This window comes from Kribbella kalugense (assembly GCF_004365875.1).
In the GTDB taxonomy this organism is placed as follows: domain Bacteria; phylum Actinomycetota; class Actinomycetes; order Propionibacteriales; family Kribbellaceae; genus Kribbella; species Kribbella kalugense.
The window spans coordinates 1,464,858-1,484,089 of sequence record NZ_SODF01000002.1 but is presented as its reverse complement, the minus strand read 5'-3'; the positions used below and the strand labels follow the sequence as shown (position 1 = coordinate 1,484,089).

At 66.5% G+C, this 19,232-nt stretch carries 24 protein-coding genes, 1 tRNA gene and 2 pseudogenes; 19 read left to right on the top strand and 8 right to left on the bottom strand.

The features are described 5' to 3' along the window. Positions 1-2: 2 nt before the first annotated feature. Positions 3-188, bottom strand: coding sequence for a hypothetical protein (locus tag EV650_RS24980; RefSeq protein WP_134121438.1), 186 nt, complete (start codon positions 186-188; stop codon positions 3-5). A gap of 185 nt (positions 189-373) precedes the next feature. Between EV650_RS24980 and EV650_RS24975 the strand changes: the two genes are divergently transcribed. The 4 genes and pseudogenes from EV650_RS24975 to EV650_RS24965 all read left to right on the top strand — a co-directional run bounded on the left by EV650_RS24975 (position 374) and on the right by EV650_RS24965 (position 2,376). Beyond that, positions 374-718: a ClpX C4-type zinc finger protein gene (locus EV650_RS24975; RefSeq protein WP_134121437.1), complete on the top strand. Its 345-nt coding sequence runs from the start codon at positions 374-376 to the stop codon at positions 716-718. Between the two features lie 6 nt (positions 719-724). Beyond that, positions 725-880, top strand: a pseudogene (locus EV650_RS41505) (nucleotidyltransferase domain-containing protein); the annotation flags it as partial. Between the two features lie 60 nt (positions 881-940). After that, the gene (locus EV650_RS24970) at positions 941-1,399 is read left to right on the top strand and encodes a hypothetical protein (protein WP_238174436.1); all 459 of its coding nucleotides are present in this window, start codon (positions 941-943) and stop codon (positions 1,397-1,399) included. 74 nt (positions 1,400-1,473) lie between these two features. Further along, a complete protein-coding gene (locus EV650_RS24965) occupies positions 1,474-2,376 on the top strand; it encodes a threonine ammonia-lyase (protein ID WP_238174435.1) in 903 nt (300 codons plus the stop codon). A 20-nt stretch (positions 2,377-2,396) separates the two neighbouring features. Here EV650_RS24965 and EV650_RS24960 read toward each other — a convergent pair whose 3' ends face one another. Further along, a complete protein-coding gene (locus EV650_RS24960; RefSeq protein ID WP_134121434.1) occupies positions 2,397-3,170 on the bottom strand; it encodes a phosphotransferase enzyme family protein in 774 nt (257 codons plus the stop codon). A 69-nt stretch (positions 3,171-3,239) separates the two neighbouring features. Here EV650_RS24960 and EV650_RS24955 point away from each other — a divergent pair. The 3 genes and pseudogenes from EV650_RS24955 to EV650_RS24945 all read left to right on the top strand — a co-directional run bounded on the left by EV650_RS24955 (position 3,240) and on the right by EV650_RS24945 (position 4,892). Then, positions 3,240-3,904, top strand: a pseudogene (locus tag EV650_RS24955) (maleylpyruvate isomerase family mycothiol-dependent enzyme). A 17-nt stretch (positions 3,905-3,921) separates the two neighbouring features. Beyond that, positions 3,922-4,464: a GNAT family N-acetyltransferase gene (locus tag EV650_RS24950; RefSeq protein ID WP_134121433.1), complete on the top strand. Its 543-nt coding sequence runs from the start codon at positions 3,922-3,924 to the stop codon at positions 4,462-4,464. A 56-nt stretch (positions 4,465-4,520) separates the two neighbouring features. Beyond that, the gene (locus EV650_RS24945) at positions 4,521-4,892 is read left to right on the top strand and encodes a hypothetical protein (protein WP_134121432.1); all 372 of its coding nucleotides are present in this window, start codon (positions 4,521-4,523) and stop codon (positions 4,890-4,892) included. Positions 4,893-4,908: 16 nt separating this feature from the next. On the opposite strand, the gene EV650_RS24940 is transcribed toward EV650_RS24945, so the two are convergent. Then, positions 4,909-6,264 carry an FAD-dependent oxidoreductase gene (locus EV650_RS24940; RefSeq protein WP_134121431.1) on the bottom strand — a complete coding sequence of 452 codons (1,356 nt, stop codon included), beginning with the start codon at positions 6,262-6,264 and terminating at the stop codon, positions 4,909-4,911. A 79-nt stretch (positions 6,265-6,343) separates the two neighbouring features. Between EV650_RS24940 and EV650_RS24935 the strand changes: the two genes are divergently transcribed. After that, positions 6,344-6,688 carry an ArsR/SmtB family transcription factor gene (locus EV650_RS24935; protein ID WP_134121430.1) on the top strand — a complete coding sequence of 115 codons (345 nt, stop codon included), beginning with the start codon at positions 6,344-6,346 and terminating at the stop codon, positions 6,686-6,688. Beyond that, entirely contained in the window at positions 6,685-7,086 is a 402-nt protein-coding gene (locus tag EV650_RS24930; RefSeq protein ID WP_134121429.1) for an arsenate reductase ArsC, read from the top strand. The genes EV650_RS24935 and EV650_RS24930 overlap by 4 nt, the downstream gene beginning before the upstream one ends. 63 nt (positions 7,087-7,149) lie before the next feature. Here EV650_RS24930 and EV650_RS24925 read toward each other — a convergent pair whose 3' ends face one another. Then, a complete protein-coding gene (locus EV650_RS24925) occupies positions 7,150-7,650 on the bottom strand; it encodes a DinB family protein (protein WP_134121428.1) in 501 nt (166 codons plus the stop codon). 185 nt (positions 7,651-7,835) lie between these two features. On the opposite strand from EV650_RS24925, the gene EV650_RS24920 reads away from it, so the two are divergent. Genes EV650_RS24920 through EV650_RS24910 form a run of 3 tightly spaced genes read left to right on the top strand, consistent with a single transcriptional unit; the run spans position 7,836 to position 10,206 of the window. Beyond that, on the top strand, positions 7,836-8,417 hold the full coding sequence (locus EV650_RS24920; RefSeq protein WP_134121427.1) for a dihydrofolate reductase family protein: 582 nt from the start codon (positions 7,836-7,838) through the stop codon (positions 8,415-8,417). 51 nt (positions 8,418-8,468) lie between these two features. After that, a complete protein-coding gene (locus EV650_RS24915; RefSeq protein WP_134121426.1) occupies positions 8,469-9,404 on the top strand; it encodes a cyclase family protein in 936 nt (311 codons plus the stop codon). A gap of 43 nt (positions 9,405-9,447) precedes the next feature. Further along, positions 9,448-10,206 carry an MBL fold metallo-hydrolase gene (locus EV650_RS24910; RefSeq protein WP_134121425.1) on the top strand — a complete coding sequence of 253 codons (759 nt, stop codon included), beginning with the start codon at positions 9,448-9,450 and terminating at the stop codon, positions 10,204-10,206. A gap of 9 nt (positions 10,207-10,215) precedes the next feature. On the opposite strand, the gene EV650_RS24905 is transcribed toward EV650_RS24910, so the two are convergent. Beyond that, positions 10,216-10,707 (bottom strand): SRPBCC domain-containing protein, encoded by a 492-nt coding sequence (locus tag EV650_RS24905; protein WP_166678258.1) that lies wholly within the window; start codon positions 10,705-10,707, stop codon positions 10,216-10,218. Beyond that, positions 10,697-11,044 carry an ArsR/SmtB family transcription factor gene (locus EV650_RS24900; protein ID WP_134121423.1) on the bottom strand — a complete coding sequence of 116 codons (348 nt, stop codon included), beginning with the start codon at positions 11,042-11,044 and terminating at the stop codon, positions 10,697-10,699. Before EV650_RS24900 ends, EV650_RS24905 begins: the two co-directional genes overlap by 11 nt. A gap of 83 nt (positions 11,045-11,127) precedes the next feature. On the opposite strand from EV650_RS24900, the gene EV650_RS24895 reads away from it, so the two are divergent. Continuing rightward, complete coding sequence (locus tag EV650_RS24895; protein ID WP_134121422.1) at positions 11,128-11,511, top strand: hypothetical protein; 384 nt, start codon at positions 11,128-11,130, stop codon at positions 11,509-11,511. A gap of 101 nt (positions 11,512-11,612) precedes the next feature. After that, positions 11,613-12,698: a phospho-N-acetylmuramoyl-pentapeptide-transferase gene (gene mraY, locus EV650_RS24890; RefSeq protein WP_134121421.1), complete on the top strand. Its 1,086-nt coding sequence runs from the start codon at positions 11,613-11,615 to the stop codon at positions 12,696-12,698. Positions 12,699-12,707: 9 nt separating this feature from the next. On the opposite strand, the gene EV650_RS24885 is transcribed toward mraY, so the two are convergent. Then, on the bottom strand, positions 12,708-13,256 hold the full coding sequence (locus EV650_RS24885) for a GNAT family N-acetyltransferase (protein ID WP_134121420.1): 549 nt from the start codon (positions 13,254-13,256) through the stop codon (positions 12,708-12,710). 174 nt (positions 13,257-13,430) lie between these two features. Here EV650_RS24885 and EV650_RS24880 point away from each other — a divergent pair, with 174 nt between their 5' ends. Next, on the top strand, positions 13,431-14,006 hold the full coding sequence (locus EV650_RS24880; protein WP_134121419.1) for a DinB family protein: 576 nt from the start codon (positions 13,431-13,433) through the stop codon (positions 14,004-14,006). Positions 14,007-14,167: 161 nt separating this feature from the next. Here the strand turns inward: EV650_RS24880 and EV650_RS24875 are convergent. Further along, positions 14,168-14,240: transfer RNA gene (locus EV650_RS24875), tRNA-Arg, on the bottom strand. Positions 14,241-14,365: 125 nt separating this feature from the next. On the opposite strand from EV650_RS24875, the gene EV650_RS24870 reads away from it, so the two are divergent. The 4 genes from EV650_RS24870 (at position 14,366) to EV650_RS24855 (ending at position 19,141) form a co-directional block, all read left to right on the top strand. Next, entirely contained in the window at positions 14,366-14,920 is a 555-nt protein-coding gene (locus tag EV650_RS24870) for a hypothetical protein (protein WP_134121418.1), read from the top strand. 214 nt (positions 14,921-15,134) lie between these two features. Beyond that, positions 15,135-15,725, top strand: coding sequence for a hypothetical protein (locus EV650_RS24865; protein ID WP_134121417.1), 591 nt, complete (start codon positions 15,135-15,137; stop codon positions 15,723-15,725). Then, positions 15,722-16,927, top strand: a complete 1,206-nt coding sequence (locus EV650_RS24860) for a hypothetical protein (protein WP_134121416.1) — start codon at positions 15,722-15,724, stop codon at positions 16,925-16,927. Before EV650_RS24865 ends, EV650_RS24860 begins: the two co-directional genes overlap by 4 nt. Positions 16,928-17,251: 324 nt before the next feature. Beyond that, positions 17,252-19,141: a phosphoenolpyruvate carboxykinase (GTP) gene (locus EV650_RS24855; protein WP_134121415.1), complete on the top strand. Its 1,890-nt coding sequence runs from the start codon at positions 17,252-17,254 to the stop codon at positions 19,139-19,141. Positions 19,142-19,232 lie beyond the last annotated feature (91 nt).

The following is a 19,232-nucleotide window of genomic DNA, read 5'->3' as shown; positions in this document are numbered from 1 at the left end:
CCTCACCGCGGGCGGAACCAGCGGAACGTGGCGTAGAGCGCAACCAACAGATGCCCGCTGATGCCGACGACGAACAACGGCATCCACCCGACAATCGTCGACACCGCAATCGGCACGAACGTCGCGAACACCGCCCCCTCGTACCAGTCTCCGACCCGCTCCTTCCGCACAGCCAGAAACCCGAACACGTTAACGAGCACAACCCCACAAGCAGCACCACAACAACCACCGCCGACGGCTCCCCCAGCGCATCCATCTGATCCCCCAGTCCCGCGGCGAGCCACCATCCTCTCCCGGACATCTTGACCCGCGTGGCTTGTCAGGCCTAGCCTGACACTCCGTCAGGGAGAGCCTGACAAGATTGGAGGGCGCTATGCCGGACAACGTGATGCGTTGCTCGTTCTGCGGGAAGGTCGCGGACGAGGTGGCTCGGCTCATCGCCGGCCCCGGGGTGTTCATCTGCAACGAGTGCGTCGGCCTGTGTGAACAGCTGCTGAGCGGGCAACCGATGCCGACGTTCCCACCGCTGGACGGCAAGAGCGACGACGAACTGCTGGCCCAGATGGTGCAGCTCGACTCGTCCCGCGGCCAGGTCGAAGCCGCCGTACAGGAGCGCGTACTGCGTCTCCGTTCCCGATCGGTCACCTGGGCCAGAATCGGCGCAGCCGTAGGCATCAGCCGCCAATCAGCCTGGGAACGCTTCTCCGGAGAGGAATAGCTCGTCATGTGTGCGCCGGAGTTGGCCGCGCTTCGGGAGCGGTGGTTGGGGGCGGTGACTGCTGCGCTTCGGGGGGATCCGGTGGTGGTTGGTGTGGCGTTGGTTGGGTCGCTGGGGGCTGGTACCGCTGACGATTGGAGCGACGTTGACCTGCTCGTCGTCGTGGCGGACGAATACCTTGACGAATACTCGACGCGCCTGCCGAGTGGGCCTGGTCGGCTTGTGTTTGAGATTGATGCTCGGCACAACGGACCGGTCGGTACGAGGGCGGTTAGTGCGCAGTACGTCGTGGATGGACTGCCGCTGTGGGTCGACTGGCACATTCATCCGGTCTCGCGGGCGACCTGGCCGGCCGACAGCACTGTCGTGTTCGACCGCCAGGGCATCAGCCAGGCATCGGCCGCCCTCTCCGAATACCGCGGCGAGTACGAGCCGGCCACGCCGAAGACCCTTGATGAGCAGGACGCGATGCGGTTGGCGCTCGTACCGATCGCCGGTAAGCAACTCGCCCGCCGTTCCCCGGAGACTCCCCGCACGATCGAGTTCCTCGGCGGCACGCCCGAGACCGATTGGCCGGATCACCTCGCTGCGTTGCGTGAGCTGCTCAACGAGTTCACGAATCTCGACAGCCTCGCCGCCGCGCGCGCCTACCTCGATCTCGTTGAGGGGACCTTGGGGTGACTAGGGTGTTGGTTGTGCGGGAGAGTCGGCTTGATGTTGGGCGGGTTCGGGCGGCTCGCGGGGTGATTGATCCGGTGTTTCTGGATACGCCGCAGTACCGGTGTGAGGCGTTGGAGCCTGAGCTTGGGTGTGAGGTGACCGTCAAGCTCGAGACGGCGAATCCGGTGCGTAGTTTCAAGGGTCGGGGTACGGAACTCGTCGCGAGCCAGCTGGTCGCCAGCGGCAACAAAGCCGTGGTGTGCGCGAGCGCGGGCAACCTCGGTCAGGCGCTTGCCTGGTCCGGCGGTCGGCGCGGGCTCGACGTCACCGTTGTCGCTTCCCGGTTCGCGACCGCGGCCAAGCTCGATCGCATCCGCGCGCTGGGCGCCAAGCTCGAACTCGTCGACGGCGACCATGAGTTGGCTCGCGAGCGAGCGGCCGAGATCGCGCGGTACGACGGCATTCGGCTGCTCGAGGACAGCCTGGACCTCGAGACCTGCGAAGGGGCAACGACCATCGGTCTGGAGCTGATGGAGGGTACGACGAAGTTCGACGCAGTACTCATTGCGCTCGGCGGCGGAGCGCTCGCGACCGGCGTCGGTCATGTGGTGAAGGAACTGGCACCCGATGTCGACGTCATCTGCGTTCAGCCGGAGGGCGCGCCGGCGATGACCCGTTCCTGGCGCGAACGGCGCGTCGTCACCACCGAGTCCACGAACACGATCGCGGACGGTGTCGCCGGCCGCTTCCCCATCCCGGAGGTCCTCGATGACCTCCTCCTGGTCGCCGACGACGCCGTACTCGTCCAAGAGGCGTCGATCATCACCGGCATGCGCATGCTCCTCAACCACGCCGGCCTGGTCGTCGAACCATCAGCCGCCCTCGGCATCGCGGCGATCCTCGAAGACCGCGACCGATTCGCCGGCCGACACGTCGTCACCATCGTCTGCGGCAGCAACGTCGACATGCCGACGTACCGCGGCTGGATCGGCCTTTAGCCGGCGAGTGTTCGGACAGCTCACCGGCTGGGGTAGTCCGAGGCCAGCGCTGCGAGCCACGCGTCGTGGTGTTCTTCGATGTACGCCGCGGCCGGACCCCAGTAGTCACCGTGCCCCTCGTCGTACATCCGCGCCCATGGTTGCTCGCCTGTGCGGTGGCCGCGAACCAGGATTTCGTACTGTCCCCGCGTGCGCGCCGCGATTTGCCCGGGCAGGGCCAGTCGCTGCTCCAGGTCGAGCCCGTAGCCGTCCACCAGGGCACGCAACCGCGGAGCGTCTGCCTGTACGTCGCCTCCCGGGACGAAGGGTACGAACGCAGTTGCGGCGTACCCGAGATCCCACAGGCGCGACGACGGTCCCGCGTTGTCCCAGTCGATGAAGACCCAGCGCTGATCGTTGCGGACCAGGTTCCAGGGAGCGAGATCGTTGTGGCAGATCAGGTCGCCGCCGTTGGGGTCGGGGACTATCACTTTCCACGGGGCATCCGCGGGTGGCTGGAAGCTCTCCATCGTGTCGTGGAGCTCGCGAATCAGCCGCCCGATCCGGCGCAACTCGTCCGGCGTCGACGGCGGCAGCGCGTGGGCCAGCTCGCCCGGGATGTACTCAAGAACATGCCGCCCCTGCTCGTCCCGCCTCAACGTGCGCGGGGCGCCGTCGAACTGCTTTTCGGCTAGATAAGAGAGCAGTGCCTCGACGTCAGCGGTTTGAGGCAGGGCGGGTTTGCGCACGGTCGAGCCGACGCGCACAACCTGCGCGGCGACGTTTCCTCCCGTCAGGACCTCTTCAGAATCCACGCCGAGATCATGCCTTAGTGGTGCTCAGGTAGCCTCTCCAACGCCAGATCGACGACCCTGGGGGATCGGATGCTGGACTACGGCCTGGACCTGTCCGGTGTGGAGCGCGAGGTTGCTCTGCCTGACTTGGTGGCTGAAGGGGATGAGCTCGACGCTCTGGTGTCAGCGGAGGCCGATTGGTCCAAGCCGACGCCTGCGGTGGGTTGGACGATCGCTCACCAGATTGCTCATCTTGCGGTGCGGCAGGAGCGGCCCAACCGCGGTCGGTGTTGCTGGAACGATGGCGGGCAGGTCGTGCCGAGGTTGCGGCGGCGCTCGGTGCGCTCGATCATGCGTTTCCTTGGTACGGGTCGCAGTTGACGGCAGCGTTGATGATTCCGCTCCGGTTGATGGAGACGTGGGCTCACGGGCAGGACGTTTTCGATGCGCTGGGCGTCGTACACCCTCCGACGAGTCGGCTTCGGCACGTGGCCTGGTTGGGAGTTGCGGGTCGAGAGCTTTCGTTTTATGCCGCTGAGTTGCCTACTCCGGCAGAGTCGTTCCGTGTCGAGTTGAGTGGTCCCGACGGCGAAATCTGGACATGGGGACCGGAGTACGCCGTACAACGTGTCGAAGGCAGTGCGCTCGACTTCTGCCTTCGTGTCACGCACCGCAGATCGCTTGCCGAGACCAACCTCACGGCGGTTGGCGAGGACGCCGGGAAGTGGCTGGAGATCGCCCGCGTCTTCCTCTGATTGGTAGGTTGCGCGCCATGAGTGAGCTCGGACCCGTCGATTGGCCGCCTGCTCCGATCAAGACCGAGCGGCTGGTACTCCGCGAGCCCGAGGCCCGGGACCGTACGGCGCTCATCGAGTTGTTCGCGTCGCCTGAGGTCGGGACCTACATCGGCGGCGCGCGATCGCGTGAGGAGCTCGAAAGCGCCGTACCTGAAGAACCCAAGCGGCGACCCGGGCTCTTTGTCGTCGACCTTGACGGAGCGATGATCGGCACGGTCATGCTCGACTCGCGCGACGCGGAGAGTTCGGTCAAGGTCCGACCGGATGCGGGCGAGGCCGAGCTCGGCTACATGTTCCTACCTGAGTCGTGGGGCCATGGGTACGCCGCTGAAGCCTGCGCAGCTGCCCTCGAATGGTTCGCCACCGCCCTCCCCGGCCAACGAGTCGTCCTCTGCACCCAAACCGCCAACACCCCCTCAATGCGCCTAGCCCAAAAACTAGGCTTCACCGAACTAGAACGCTTCCACCAATACAACGCCGACCAATGGCTAGGCGTCTGGTCCCCCACAAACCCCTGACCGTGACGCAGCAAGACGAGCCGACGGCGCAGGAGAGAGCGCGTGAGTACAGGATCATGACGGCGCCGGCTACCGCTACAGCCATTCGCGAGGCGAACGACGAGGACTGGGCCTGGCGAATGCTGCTCCAGGGCCGCGACCACCTACGCCTCCTACTACGCCGTCACGACGGCTCCGAAGCCGCCTGGGAGGCCGCGCCCAGCACGACCGGTCACACAGGCTTCGACACCTTGCTCGCCGTACTGACTGCGCACGAATTCACGGCAGCCGGCGAAACCCCACCCGAATGGACCAAGGTGAAGGCTCTCGCGGACCCATGGATCCCCGATCACCCGTTCCTGAACCGCGACGAGATCATCCACCAAACCCCGGAGTACCTGGCGCAAGCCAACATCTTCATCCCCGCCCGCGACCTGGCAACCGCATGACGTCCCGTGGCCGGTGTTAGCTGCAGCAGGTTGATTGGGTGGTGGGGGTGTCGATGATTGTCAGGAGGCCGGTGGATAGGTCGCTGTCGAGGGGTTGGGGGGTTGGGCCGCAGCAGGTGCCGGCTTCGGGGGTGTCGTAGGCGAGGTTTGAGGAGCAGACGCCTGTTTCGGGGAGGGTTAGTTGGACGTCTCGGGCGGATTGCCAGTCGCCGGCTAGTGCGGCTACGACCGAGCGGGCCTGTTCGTAGCCGGTTGCTAGGAGGAACGTCGGCGCTCGGCCGTAGGACTTTGCGCCGACTGCGTAGTAGCCCGGCTCGGGGTGGGTGAGTTCGTCGACGCCGTGTGGCGGGACCGTGCCGCAGGAGTGCTTGTTCGGGTCGATCAGTGGCGCGAGGGCTCGGGTCGATCCGAGGATCGGGTCCAGGTCGAGGCGGAGTTCACTGACCATGTCGTGGTCCGGGCGGAAGCCGGTCGAGTTCACCACCGTGTCGACAACGATGCGCTGTTCACCGGCGACAAGCTCCACGCGGCCGTCGATGGTCGGCGCGAGTTCCTCGGTCCGGAATCCGCTGACCAGCTCGACCCGGCCCGACTGAACCAGCCTCTTCAACCGCGTGCCAAGAGCCCCGCGGGCAGGCAGTTCGTCCGCGTCGCCACCGCCGTACGTGCGCGCCTGATCGTTCCCGCGGACCACCCACAGCACCTCCGTGCCAGGGACCTCTTCGGCGAGTTCGCCCAGCTCCAGCAGGGTTGTTGACGCGGAGTGGCCGGCGCCGACTACCGCCGTACGGCGTCCTGCGAAGCGGTCACGGTCGCGGCCGAGTACGTCGGGCAGTGCGTGCGCGATGTGGTCAGCGAGGCTCGATTCACCGCGAGCGGGGATGCCCGAGCCGCCGAGTACGTTCCGCCGACGCCAAGTGCCGGCCGCGTCGATCACCGCGGACGCCAGCAACTCGGCCCCATCGGCGAGCCGGACGAGGAACGGCGCGTGCTCGCGGCCGGCGGTGCGGATCCGGTCGAACCCGACGCGGGTGACCGCGACGACCTCAGCGTCGTACCGAATCCGGCCGGATAGCTCAGCGGTCTTGGTGAGCGGCTCGAGGTAGTCGTCGATCAGGTCGCCGCCGGTGGGCAGCGTGCCGAGATCGGGTTCGGTCCAACCGCCGGCGCGTTCGAGCAACCGCCGCGCGGCGGAGTCGATGTCGTAGCGCCACGGGCTGAACAGCTTCACGTGCCGCCACTCGTCGATCGCCGCCGCGACACTCGGCCCGGCCTCCAGAACCGTGAACTCGATCCCGCGCTCGGCCAGCTGCGCAGCCGCGGCCAACCCGATCGGGCCGGCGCCGATCACCACCACCGAAGCTTCGGTCATGTCCTCATCCCCACTATCTAGACGTTCATCGAATCAACGTCACCTTGCCTCTTGATTAGATAGAAGTCAAGATAGACGTATGTCGAAACAACAGCTCGCCTCGAGTGACTGCTGTACGCCGATCTCGTCCGCCGTACTCGACGTCGAGCAGGCGACCGAGGGTGCGGCGGCCTTCAAGGCGCTCGCCGACCCGGTGCGACTGCGACTGCTGTCGATCATCGCCTCGGCCGGTGACGAGGTGTGCGTCTGCGACATCACGCCCCAGTTCGATGTGTCCGGTCCGACGATCTCGCATCACCTGAAAGTGCTCCGCGAGGCCGGCCTGGTCGACTGCGAACGGCGCGGCACCTGGGTCTACTACTGGCCGATCCGCGACCGCATGCAACGGATCGCGAGCCTGCTGGCAACGGGAGCGTCAGCGTGAGTAAGCCTGCTGTTCTTTTCGTCTGCGTCCACAATGCCGGGCGGTCTCAGATGGCCGCGGGATGGCTGCGGCACCTCGCCGGTGAGCGGATCGACGTACGCTCGGCCGGGTCCGAGCCCGCCGACCAGATCAACCCGGTGGCGGTCGAGGCGATGAGTGAGGTCGGGATCGACATCACCGGCGCCGTACCGCACATCCTCGCGACCGAAGACGTCCGTGACAGCGACGTCGTGATCACGATGGGCTGCGGCGACGCCTGCCCGATCTTCCCCGGCAAACGCTACGAAGACTGGGACCTCACCGATCCGGCCGGCCAGCCCATCGAGGTCGTCCGCCAGGTCCGTGACGACATCCGCGCCCGCATCGAAAAGCTGATCACCGAACTAGACCCGACCTGACACCGCCGCGCTCGCACGTCGGCTCGATGGGCTGCGTCGAGCGCCGATTGCAGCGATCGGGGGCTACTCGCCGGTGGCTCCGTCGATGCGTTCGCGGAGGAAATCCGCGTGGCCGTTGTGGCGGGCGTACTCCTCGATCAGGTGCAGGTAGATCCACCGCAGCGTGTAGTCCTCGCCCGGGCTGACTGCGTCGAGACTGAGCCCGGCGACGGCCTCTCGCGACCGGGCGACGCTCGCCTGATAGCTCGCCAGGTCGTCGTCGGCGCGCGAAGGGTCGACCTCGACGCCGGCGGCGCCCGGCCCGTAATCCCAGAAGTACAGGTGATCCGGCTTGTCGTCGTACTCATGGAACCAGGCCTCGACTCCAGACAGGTGCCGAACAAGGCCGAGCAGCGAAAGCTTCGACGGCGGTACCGACCGCAACGCCAGTTGTTCCGGCGTCAGCCCGCCACATTTCAGCAGCAAGGTCGTGCGCTGGAAATCGAGCCGGTCTTCGAGGGCCGCGCGCTCGTCGATCGGATTATTCGGCGGCTCGACTCGCTCGGGCGTGCTCCACGTCGACATTCCGGCAACCATACGGACGCATCGCCCCCTTCACCATCGGTTTCCTCCGCGCTGGGTTGATCGATCCGCGAGTCTGCTGATTCGCTGGCGAAGCTCGGGTGAGGATGTCGAATTAGGGGTTGGGTGTTCGACGCAGGGGCGAGTGGCTGTCCGTGGGGGCGGCCGATGGGATCTAGGGGAGCATCATGACTGCGAGCTACACATTCGACGTCTTTTCCAGCCTCGACGGGTTTGCGTCGTACGACAACGCCGACTGGGGTCCCTACTGGGGGAAGCACGGCCCGGAGTTCCTGGAGCGGCGGATCGCGCAGTACGGCGAGGCGCAGCGGATGGTCTTCGGGGCCAACACGTTTCGGCTGATGGAGCAGATGGTCGGCGTGAGCAAGATCCCGGACGAGGAACTCGACCCGGTGAACGCGCGGATGCGGCCGATGCCGACCACGGTGGTGTCGTCGACGCTGGAAGGACCGTTCGACTGGCCGGATGCGACCGTCGTGAGCGGCGACGCGGTCGAGTTGATCGCACGACTCAAGGAGGAGTCCGACGTACCGCTGCGCTCACACGGCAGCCTGTCGCTGAACCGAGCGCTGATGGCCGCCGGCCTGGTCGATCGGGTCCAGGTGACCGTCTTCCCGGTGATCGCCGGTCAGACCGGAGTTGAGCCGATCTTCGAGGGTGCGGCGGACTTCGACCTCGAGCTGATCGAGAGCCGGACGTTCGACGGCCGCAGCCAGGAGCTCATCTACCGGCCCACCCTGCATGCCTGACTCCCAACGAGGGGCGGGATACCCTGCCCGCGTGACCGGAGGAGGACGGTAGTGCCGACACAGGACGAGGTGCTCCAGTACTTCGACACGCTGTCGAATTGGGGCCGGTGGGGCGACGACGACGAGCTCGGCACGCTGAACCTCATCACCGACGACGTCCGTCTCGCGGCGGCGCGGGCCGTGCGGCACGGCCGGAGTCTGTCGTGCGCGTGGGAGATCGCCGTACCGGAGGAGATGGAGCGGTCGACGACGGCGTGTCCGTGCGCCGCCGAGATGCCGGGCGCCGAGCACATGCCGGCGCATTTCCACAACGACCGGCGCTGGGGCTTTTCGAACGAGCGGCTCGGCATCTTCTTCCACGGCAACACGATCACCCACCTCGACTCGCCTTGCCACCTGTTCTGGGACGGCAAGATGTACAACGGGCGGTCGCACTCGCTGGTCCACGCCGAGACCGGATCCGCGTGGGCAGCCGTCACGGCGGCAGCGAACGGGATCGTCACGCGGGGCGTCCTGCTGGACATCGCGAAGGTCCGCGATGTGCCTTGGCTGGAACCGGGCGAGGGCGTGTTCCCCGAGGATCTCGAGGAGGCCGAGCGTCGCCAGGGTGTGCGGGTCGGGTCCGGCGACGCCGTACTCCTGCGGACCGGCTACGGCCGTGCTCGGCATGAGGCCGGTCCGGCCGGCGGCATGACGCAGGCCGGCTGGCACGCGTCCTGCCTGCCGTGGCTGCATGAACGCGGCGTCGCGCTGATCGGTGCTGACACTCCGCAGGACGTTCAGCCGTCCGGGTACGACGACGTGCTGATGCCGGTTCACGCCGTGAGTCTGGTCGCGATGGGTCTGTGGCTGCTCGACAACTGCGACCTGGAGGCGTGCGCGACGACAGCTGCCGAGCTCGGGCAGTGGGACTTCCAGCTCGCAGTCGCGCCGGTCCGCTTCGCCGGTACGTCGGGCAGCCCGGTCAACCCGATCGCCACATTCTGACTGCCTGACTCGCGGGCGTCGTACCTCGTGACACAGTGAATGGATGCTGAATGAGGTGGCTGACGGCGTCTGGGTCCGGCAGAGCGAGTGGGTCTGGAGCAACGCCGTCGTGGTGCGCGGCGACGATGGGTTGATCCTGGTCGATCCCGGCATCGACGGTTCCGATCTGGACGAACTCGCCGATGACGTGGACCGGCTCGGCATTCCGGTCATCGCCGGGTTCTCCACCCATCCCCACTGGGACCACCTGCTGTGGCATTCCCGGTACGGCGACGTACCGCGCTATGCGACTGCTGGCTGCGCCCAGGTCGCCGGCGAAGCCCGCGAGCGAGCGCAAGCGATGGCGGCGGAGAGCGCGTCGGGCATCCCTCTCGACCTGATCGGACTCCTCACCCCGCTGCCCGCGGACGGAGGACCCATCCCGGGCGAGCTCATCGAGCACGAGGCACACGCCACCGGCCACGCCGCAATCCTCCTCGCGGATCGCGGCGTACTCATCGCCGGCGACATGCTCTCCGACGTCCTGATTCCCCTCCTCGACGCCCGCCGCCACAACCAGCTGACCGCCTACGAAACGGCCCTCGACCAACTCGACGAGGCGGCCCGCCACGCCACCGTCCTGATCCCCGGCCACGGATCCATCGCCAATGGGCCCGAGGTGTCGTCCCGCTTCGCCGCCGACCGCACCTACATCAATGCCCTCCGCGAAGGACAGGACCCGCCCGACCCGCGTCTAGCTCAAGACTGGCTCTCCGGCCCCCACCAATCGAACCTGAACCAGGCCCGCCACTCACCCGAATGAGTTTCAGCCTTAGGCGCGGCTGGGGTTGAGAAGTGACCTGAGGCGGTATTCCATCTCGTCGAGGCTGTCTTGCTGGCCGTCGAAACTTGTCATGTGGTCGCGTCCGGCCTTGTCGCTGAACGCCAGTCTCCAAGTGAACGTCGTTACTCCGGCGTGTTCCTGCAGCTCCATCGTTTCGACTGCCTCAACATCCGGCCAACAGTTGAAGTGCCACGTCTCCACGGTTCGGACCGGCGGCTCGACCTCCAGGTAGATCCCATTGAACGAGAACACCGTTCCGTCTCCGGTCACGAAGGAGGAGTGGTAGCTTCCCCCGACCCGCAAGTCGATCGAGCACTCCGTCATCCGGTCCGGGGGTGTCGCACCCCACCTGCTCACGTGCTCGGGCTTCGTCAACACGTCGAAGACGAGAGCGATCGGAGCGTCGAACTCTCGGGTGATGACAACCTCGAGCTCGTTGGGGAACGCGATGACTGCAGAGCCGTGCCGATCAGGTGCCACTGCCCTCTCCTTGTCGTTGCAACTCTTCGAGGTAGTCCTCGATCCGATCCAGTCGGTCGTTGATCGCCCGCTCGTACTTGGCCACCCAGTCGTGCAGGGGTTGAAGCTGCTCTGGAGCCAAGCGGTAGAGCCGGCGGCGGCCGTCGGCCCGGCACCTGACGAGTCCCACCTCACCGAGCACCCGTAGGTGCCTCGAGACCTGGGGCTGGGACATCGAGACGTCGCGGACTATCGCCCCAACCGGTTTCTCGCCTGTGAGCAGCACATCGAGGATCGCGCGGCGGTGGACGTCACCGACCGCGTTGAAGACATCCGAAGTTGTCGAAGCGCGGGGCACCACTCGAACATATCTCTATATGGATATGTGTCAACGCCTCAGACGCCGAAGGCGACGGGCCGGGGAAGGATTAGAGTGCCGCCATGGGCAGCAGGCGCAGGCGACGCCGAATGGTTGCCGCCGGCACTGTGTACGGATGGAGTTTCGGGCACCGGCACGATCGGGTGCGGGGCTACCCCGGGTGCAGCAGCACGTTGACGCTGTGGCGTCCCGGACTCCAAGCCCGTCTGCGAATCGCGTTCCAGCCGGGCCCTGACCGCGTCATCGCCGACGGATACTTCGACGAGGGTGCGACCGTACGCCTGCCCGATCGGGCATATTTGAACCTCCACGAGCCCGGCAGCGTCAGAGTGTTGCTGGATGAGGCGCTGGCCCGCGGCCTGTTCCCGACGGCGGGAACGGCGGAGGTTGACGGCTGGCCCCTGTTCGACGCTGTGATGCCGAAAGCTCCGCCGGGTACGCCCTAGCGGTTCGATATGTTTGACCGACTTGCCCATTCTCGTACTCCGAGACGACTCCCTCTTGCCTCGAAGGGATCGACCACCCGTATGGCCGAGAGGGCTGAATTTTGAGAGCAATACTCCTGAGCGGCGCGCTGGCCGTGGTCTGCTCGCTGCTGGGGACCCGGGTCGCCATCCGATGGTTTGCCCGTCACGGCTTCGGCCAGCCGATCAGGCAGGACGGACCGACGACACATCTCGTCAAGCGGGGTACGCCGACCATGGGCGGTCTCGTGATCGTGCTGAGTGCCATCGCGGCCTACTTGGCGGCAACGATCTTGACCGGCCGGTGGCCGAGCGCCAGCGCTTGGCTGCTGATGTTGCTGTTCTTCGGCTGCGGGGTGGTTGGGTTCCTCGACGACTTCATCAAGGTCTATGAGCAGGACAATCGGGGTCTGAGCAGCCGGGCCAAGATGGCGGGTCAGACGCTCGTCGCGCTCGTCTTCGGGGTCCTGGCCACGCAACTCTTCGCCGACGGGCGCGGCGTCCGGCCGGCGTCGCAGTACATCTCCATCACTCACGACTGGGGGATCAAGCTGCCGCTGGTGGTGGTTCTGCTGGTGATCTGGTTCATCGTCGCCGCGACCTCCAACGGCGCCAACCTCACCGATGGCGCCGACGGGCTGCTCGCCGGGGCTTCGGCGTTGATCTTCGGCGCGTACACCATCGTGAATGTCTGGCAGAACAACCAGCTGTGCGATTCATCCCGGCCGACTGTGGTGCAGGCACAGTGCTACCAAGTGCGCGACCCGCTCGACCTCGCGGTCTTCTCGGCCGCCATCGCCGCAGCGTGTGTCGGCTTCCTCTGGTGGAACGCCAAGCCCGCACGCATCATCATGGGCGATGTCGGCTCCCTCGCCATCGGTGGCGCCTTGGCCGGGCTGGCCATCATGTCGCGGACCGAACTCCTGATGGCCGTGATCGGCGGACTGTTCGTGCTCGAGACCTTGTCCGTGATGCTGCAGATGAGCTGCTTCAAGCTGACCAGGAAACTCACGGGAACAGGGCGACGGATCTTCCGAATCACTCCCATTCACCATCACTTCGAACACCTGGGATGGCAGGAAGTCACCGTAGTAATCCGCTTCTGGATCGTCGCGGGGATCTTCGTCGCGGCCGGGCTCGGGATCTTCTACGCCTCCTGGCTGGCCTGACCGCCGTCGCTAAGCCTTGGGGTCGCGTAGGCCGACGGCGTCATGCCGCCAGAACGGCTCTGCGTAGACCAGCGTCCCCGTCATCCATGGTTCGTACGCCGGGAGCTCGAAGACCTGAAACGCATCGTCCGGGATCCGCAAAGATGGCTTGCGGAAGCCCCGGTCACCACCTGGCCTGAATCCGAAGCGGGAGTAGTACCCCGGATCGCCCTCCAAGAACACAAGCGGAACATCCCGCTCGGCAAGCATCCCCAGCCCGTGCCGAACCAGCGCCGAGCCAATGCCACGTTTGTGGAGCTCAGGCACCACGGCCAACGGACTCAGCACCTGCACCTCAACCAGCCGCCGAGCCGAATCCAGCAGACTGCTGGTGAACATGACATGCCCGACCACCTGCCCATCCAGCTCGGCCACCAGCGAAAGCCCGCCGCCGGCCGCGATGGTCTTCCGCAAGCTATCGACCAGCTCAGCCACAACAAACCCATGATCGCCAAACGCCCGCACATGAACGTCCCGCACACCCTGCCCGTCCCCCGCCAACTCTTCCCGCAGCTCCATGCCCGGAGAGTAGAAGCCCCACCGTCCCCCTCGCACACAGTTTTGGCCGGCGAGCCCTATTCCGGACACACAAAAGCCCAGGTCAGAGACTGTCTGCCTGGGCCTTTAGCAGCCCCGTTGGCAAGCCTGCTGTGATCGGCGTTCTTTGCCACCTTGGCATGCGACCCTCTTGGGATGATTGATGAGTTCGCCAAGGAGTACCTGCACCGCGCTCTGCGGTGGAGTCGGGCATCTCTGCTGGGCAAGCTGGACGGCCTGTCCGAATATGACGTACGTCGTCCGCTGACCAGGACCGGGACCAACCTGCTCGGCCTGGTAAAGCACCTGACCTTGTCCGAAGCTCGATACTTCGGAGTGATCTTCGATCGTCCCTATCCCGAACCGATCCCGACATTCGACGACCCGGGGTTCCAGAACCGCGACGGGCTGTGGGTCACCGAGGATGAGTCACGCGCCGACATCGTCGACGGGTACACCAGAGCATGTCAGCACGCGGACGCGACCATTGCGGAGCTGCCGATTGACACGCCAGGGCATGTGCCGTGGTGGCCTCGGCCGGACGTGAAGCTGTTCAACGTCATGGTTCACCTACTGAACGAAACGAATCGGCATCTGGGTCACGCCGACATCCTCCGCGAGCAGCTCGACGGAGCCCTCGGGTCAGATTCAAGTCCGTCCTCCGAGCACGACGACGCCGACTGGGCCGCACATCGGGCGAAGATCGAGCAAGCAGCCCAAGCATTCGCCTAGCGTGTTCGCTGCTGCTGACCACGTCGACGAGGACCAGGACGATGAAGACGACGGTCCAGACCCGTCAGCACTGGTGCCGTGTTAGCAGAGGCGTTAGCAAGAACAGCCCCGGAAGTGGCGAAACCCCAGGTCGTGTAGCTCGTGACCTGGGGTTTTGTTTGCGCGCTCGGAGGGATTCGAACCCCCAACCTTCTGATCCGTAGTCAGATGCTCTATCCGTTGAGCTACGAGCGCTGGGACAACGTCGAGTAACGATACATGGCGGCGGCGCGTCTAGGCCAATCGGCTCCTGAGCTGGGGATTCGGTCGTACGGCGAGGTGGCGGGAGGGGGACGTGGCGGGGCCCTACGATCCGGGATATGGGTATCGAGGACTTGCTGGGTGGGCGGGATCTGGGGGACGTGAAGAAGGCCGTCGGGTTCGTGATGGACAACTCGGACGACTTTCAGAAGGTGCTGAATCTGGTGCGCGGGTTGCCGGATGACGCCTTGAGCGTGATCGGGAAGCTGCCGGAGCTGCTGAAGACGATCGGGACCGGGCTGGCTGAGGCCGGCGAGCAGGCGGGTAGGGCTGCCGGTGCGTTGGTCGGGGATGACGGCGAGGGTGGTGCGCGGAAGGCGTTGACCGGGAGTGCGGGAACGATGCACGCGGCAAAGGACAAGCTGAAGGACGCGGCCGGGATGCTGTCCGGGCTGGCGGGCGAGCTGGACAAGATCCCCGGGATCGGGGACGCGGCCGCCAAGAAGCTGAACGACGGCAGCGGCCAGATCGGCGGAGTCGCGACCGAGATCGAGAGCCTCGCGGGCAACCTGCAGGACCTCTCGGACATCCTCGCCACCGTCGGCGACGCACTCAAAGGCCTCGGCACAAAACTCACCGACTCCGGCGGCTCAGTAAAAACCCTCCTCAACTGAGCCACTTGCCGGGGCCCCAGACACCCTTTGGTTGCCTTCCACAAGGTATTACTTTTTCGAAGTCACCAGGTCCTGTCCGAAGCCCCGAGTCCTGTCCGAGGTCGGCAGGCGAGCTCCTGCACCACGGCCGGCTTTCGTTTGGAACCGGGGCTGGGGGTGTCGCGTCTAAGGCGCGGTTTATAGGGAGGACCTTTGCGTGGTTAAGGTCGCGGGCATGGGTAGTCGACTGGTTCGGGGTACGGCGATCGGGTGTGGTGTGGCCTTGGTGGCGGGTGGTGGGATCGGGTGGGCGGTCGGGCAGCCGGTGACGCCGGACGACATCGCGCCGGCGCGGGTGATGGCGGCGGATCTGTGTGCGCGGATCGGTGACGTTTCCAGCATGTTGCCGAAGGCATCGAGTGGGCCGGTGACGATGATGCAGACCGGGAGTACGACGATCATCTGTCAGGCGGGCAGCTCGCGGGCGAAGATCCAGGCGTACACCGCGGCGAGCGTGAAGCTCACCATCACGCCGTACGGCGGGCGGGACGCGGGCGCGGGCAACGTGCCGTTCACGCCGGATCAGATGGCGAAGAAGACGTTCGACCGGTCGGCGATGAAGATGGTCGACGAGAAGCGGCCCTATCCGACCAAGGTCAGCCGGATCGCGAACGGGCGGGCCGGCGAGTCGTGGATCGTGCATGCGTTGGTGCAGCGCGCGGACGTCGTCGTGCAGGTGGATTACACGGCCAACCCGGTGGACGCCGACGTGGCGCAGAAGGCGGCGCTGGCGCTGGCCGACCGGGCTATCTGGGAGAGCAAGTGAGCAACAGTACGCCGGAGATCCCGGGCTACCAGCTCGATCAGCGACTGCTCGAGCACCCGTTGGCGGAGTTGTGGCACGGCCGCACGTTCACCGGGATGGAGATCATCGCGCTCGTGCTGAGCGAGGACGGCGTCCGCGATCAGACGGTCGTGGACCGGCTGGCCGAGGCGAGCCGCGCGACGGCGCTGGTGCCGGGTCAGCAGGAGGCTCCGCTCTGGGCGGCGAACTTCAACTCCAGCCGCCCGTACGCGATCACCCAGCTGATCCCCGGGCAGACCGGCGCAGAGCGGCTGATCGACCCGCTCGACGGGATCATCGGGAACGACGACGCCTCCCTGCGGGCGATCCGCGAGCAGCTCAGCGGGTACGGCGCGATGCCGCCGACCCTTCCGATCGCTGCAGACATCCCGTCGTACGTCGACCATCCACAACAACCACCGCAGGCCACGACAGAGCAGCCGCAGTCGAAGATCGACGTCGCCCGGCAGTACAGCCGCAAGATCGGCGGCTGGGTGTACGCCGTCATCGCGATCGTCGTCCTGATCGTCTTCAGCATCGCGTACTCGATCGGCTCCGCGATCGGTAGCGCCGTCAAGGACGACCCGACCGACGCCAACGGTCCGGCGGCACCCGCGGTCAGCCCGGAGCCGATCCCGTCCGCCGTCCTGATCCCGCCCGTCAACCGGGTGACGACCGCGCCGTACAAACGCCCGGACGGATCGCCCGGCATCTTCGGCGCGGCGTACCCGGCCGGTGCCGACGTGCAGGTGGTCGCGAATGCCGAGCTGCCGTTCGCGGTCGGCTGGCCGCGGCCGCCGCAGGTGGACTTCCTGGGTGAGTCGTCGCAGCTGATCCTGCGGCGGATCGTCACCGCGACCGAGTACGACCCGGGCGGCCTGAAGAACGCGTTCAAGGCGCAGTTCGCGCTGCACCCGTGCGTGAGCCTGGCGCAGTGCCTGTCCGACCGGCCGACGTTCGACCAGCAGTGGACGAAGATCTACGAGACGACCACGCCGGCGACCGCGAAGGACGCGCGGACCTGGCTGACGGTGTCGCCGAAAGCGCCGTACACGATCACGATGACGCACGCGTTCCTGAGCGGCGGGCAGTGGTGGCTGGTCGGTGCGATGGTCTACGGCCAGCCCGTCGAGGCGCCGGACATCCAGCGGGTCGTGAACGACATCTGGCGGCAGACCAGCTGATCGACCGGAAGATCTGCAGGAACGGCCCGCGCGAACAGCGCGGGCCGTTCTCATTTTCACAAGCGACGCCGGAAAGCGATTGTCGCGAAAACTTTGTGACCCGGTTCACTTTCTGGCGGTTCACAGCCCCGGGGTCGGTCGCGTACCGTAGTACCACTTGCACACTGGTATACGCCCACTGGGCGCACTGGTATGCGACAGATCACACCGCCAGCCAGCTGCATCGAACCGCCGGAGACCCCGGCGGCCGGACGCCGTACCCGCCTTTCAGCGTCGAGAGGACGAACGCGCCGGGCCCGACAGCCGAGAGGGAATGAGCCGCGAATGACGACGACCGCCAGCCCGACCCATACCGAGACCGCCACCACTGCAGCCGCCAACGACCCCCTCCCCGGCGAAGCCTCGACGCCGTACGACCTGACCAAGGCCCCGACCCAGCACGCCGGTTTGCTGAACTGGGTGGCCGAGGTCGCCGAGCTGACGCAGCCCGACCGGATCCACTGGGTCGACGGGTCGGACGCGGAGTACGCCAAGCTGACGAACGAGCTGATCGCGGCCGGCACGATGGTCCGGCTGAACGACGAGAAGAAGCCGAACTCGTTCTGGGTACGCACGGATCCGTCGGATGTCGCGCGGGTCGAGCAGCGGACGTTCATCTGCTCCGTCGACGAGAAGGACGCCGGCCCGACCAACAACTGGGTCGACCCGGTCGAGATGAAGGCGACGCTGACCGAGCTGTACCGCGGCTCGATGCGCGGCCGGACCCTGTACGTCGTCCCGTTCTGCATGGGCCCGCTGACCGCGGAGAAGCCGATGTTCGGGGTCGAGATCACCGATTCGGCGTACGTCGTCGCGTCGATGCGGATCATGTGCCGTACGGGCGCCGACGTGCTGGCCAAGCTAGGTGAGGACGCGCCGTACGTGCCCTGCCTGCACTCGGTCGGCGCACCGCTGCAGCCGGGCGAGGCAGACGTGCCGTGGCCGTGCAACGACGAGAAGTACATCGTCCAGTTCCCCGAGGAGCGGGCGATCTGGTCCTACGGCTCCGGGTACGGCGGCAACTCGCTGCTCGGCAAGAAGTGCTACTCGCTGCGGATCGCCAGCGCGATCGCCCGCGACGAGGGCTGGCTGGCCGAGCACATGCTGATCCTGAAGCTGATCTCGCCGGAGAAGAAGGTCCACTACATCGCGGCGGCGTTCCCGAGCGCGTGCGGCAAGACCAACCTGGCGATGCTCGACCCGACCCTGGAGGGCTGGGAGGTCGAGACGCTCGGCGACGACATCGCCTGGATGCGGTTCGGCGAGGACGGCCGGCTGTACGCCGTGAACCCGGAGTTCGGCCTGTTCGGTGTGGCGCCCGGTACCGGCTGGAAGACCAACCCGAACGCGATGCGCACGATCGAGAAAGGCAACTCGGTCTTCACCAACGTCGCGCTCACCGACGACGGTGACGTCTGGTGGGAGGGCTACTCGCCGACCCCGCCGGACCACCTGACCGACTGGAAGGGCCGCGAGTGGACGCCGGCCTCGGGCGAGCTGTCCAGCCACCCGAACAGCCGGTTCTGCACCCCGATCGAGCAGTGCCCGATCCTCGCCGACGAGTACGACGACCCGAACGGCGTACCGATCTCCGCGATCATCTTCGGCGGCCGGCGCGCCACCACGGTGCCGCTGGTGACCGAGTCGCGCGACTGGGCGCACGGCGTGTTCATGGGCGCGACGCTGTCGTCGGAGACCACCGCGGCCGCGGTCGGCCAGGTGGGCGTCGTACGGCGGGACCCGATGGCGATGCTGCCGTTCCTCGGGTACGACGCCGGGCAGTACTTCGACCACTGGCTGACCGTCGGCAAGCAGCACGACGCGGCGCAGCTGCCGAAGATCTTCTACGTGAACTGGTTCCGCAAGGACGAGGCGGGCAAGTTCGTCTGGCCGGGCTTCGGTGAGAACAGCCGGGTGCTGAAGTGGGTCATCGACCGGCTCGAGGGCCAGGCCGACGCGATCGAGACGCCGATCGGGCGGGTGCCGACCCCGGGTTCGCTGGACGTGTCCGGGCTGGACCTGAGCGACCGGGAGCTGGAGATCGCGCTCGACGTAGACGCCGAGGAGTGGAAGGCCGAGCTGCCGCTGATCGAGGAGTGGTTCGCCAAGCTCGGCGACACCGTCCCGACCGAGCTCAAGGTCGAGCTCGACAACCTGAAGGCCCGACTGGGCTGACCTGACGCCGGCCGCCGAACCGGAAGCCGGCGGCCGGACCAAAGCGCGGCGCCCCTGCTCACCGGCAGGGGCGCCGCGCTGCGTCCTCCTC

Excerpts from the sequence above, each read along its gene's own strand:
- EV650_RS24950 (WP_134121433.1), top strand. The coding sequence starts at position 3,922 with ATGAGTGAGCTCGGACCCGTCGATTGGCCGCCTGCTCCGATCAAGACC.
- EV650_RS24885 (WP_134121420.1), bottom strand. The coding sequence starts at position 13,256 with ATGGAGCTGCGGGAAGAGTTGGCGGGGGACGGGCAGGGTGTGCGGGAC.
- EV650_RS24975 (WP_134121437.1), top strand. The coding sequence starts at position 374 with ATGCCGGACAACGTGATGCGTTGCTCGTTCTGCGGGAAGGTCGCGGAC.
- EV650_RS24895 (WP_134121422.1), top strand. The coding sequence starts at position 11,128 with ATGGGCAGCAGGCGCAGGCGACGCCGAATGGTTGCCGCCGGCACTGTG.
- EV650_RS24870 (WP_134121418.1), top strand. The coding sequence starts at position 14,366 with ATGGGTATCGAGGACTTGCTGGGTGGGCGGGATCTGGGGGACGTGAAG.
- EV650_RS24935 (WP_134121430.1), top strand. The coding sequence starts at position 6,344 with ATGTCGAAACAACAGCTCGCCTCGAGTGACTGCTGTACGCCGATCTCG.
- EV650_RS24855 (WP_134121415.1), top strand. The coding sequence starts at position 17,252 with ATGACGACGACCGCCAGCCCGACCCATACCGAGACCGCCACCACTGCA.
- EV650_RS24880 (WP_134121419.1), top strand. The coding sequence starts at position 13,431 with ATGATTGATGAGTTCGCCAAGGAGTACCTGCACCGCGCTCTGCGGTGG.
- EV650_RS24910 (WP_134121425.1), top strand. The coding sequence starts at position 9,448 with ATGCTGAATGAGGTGGCTGACGGCGTCTGGGTCCGGCAGAGCGAGTGG.
- EV650_RS24865 (WP_134121417.1), top strand. The coding sequence starts at position 15,135 with ATGGGTAGTCGACTGGTTCGGGGTACGGCGATCGGGTGTGGTGTGGCC.
- EV650_RS24920 (WP_134121427.1), top strand. The coding sequence starts at position 7,836 with ATGACTGCGAGCTACACATTCGACGTCTTTTCCAGCCTCGACGGGTTT.
- EV650_RS24940 (WP_134121431.1), bottom strand. The coding sequence starts at position 6,264 with ATGACCGAAGCTTCGGTGGTGGTGATCGGCGCCGGCCCGATCGGGTTG.
- EV650_RS24945 (WP_134121432.1), top strand. The coding sequence starts at position 4,521 with ATGACGGCGCCGGCTACCGCTACAGCCATTCGCGAGGCGAACGACGAG.
- EV650_RS24925 (WP_134121428.1), bottom strand. The coding sequence starts at position 7,650 with ATGTCGACGTGGAGCACGCCCGAGCGAGTCGAGCCGCCGAATAATCCG.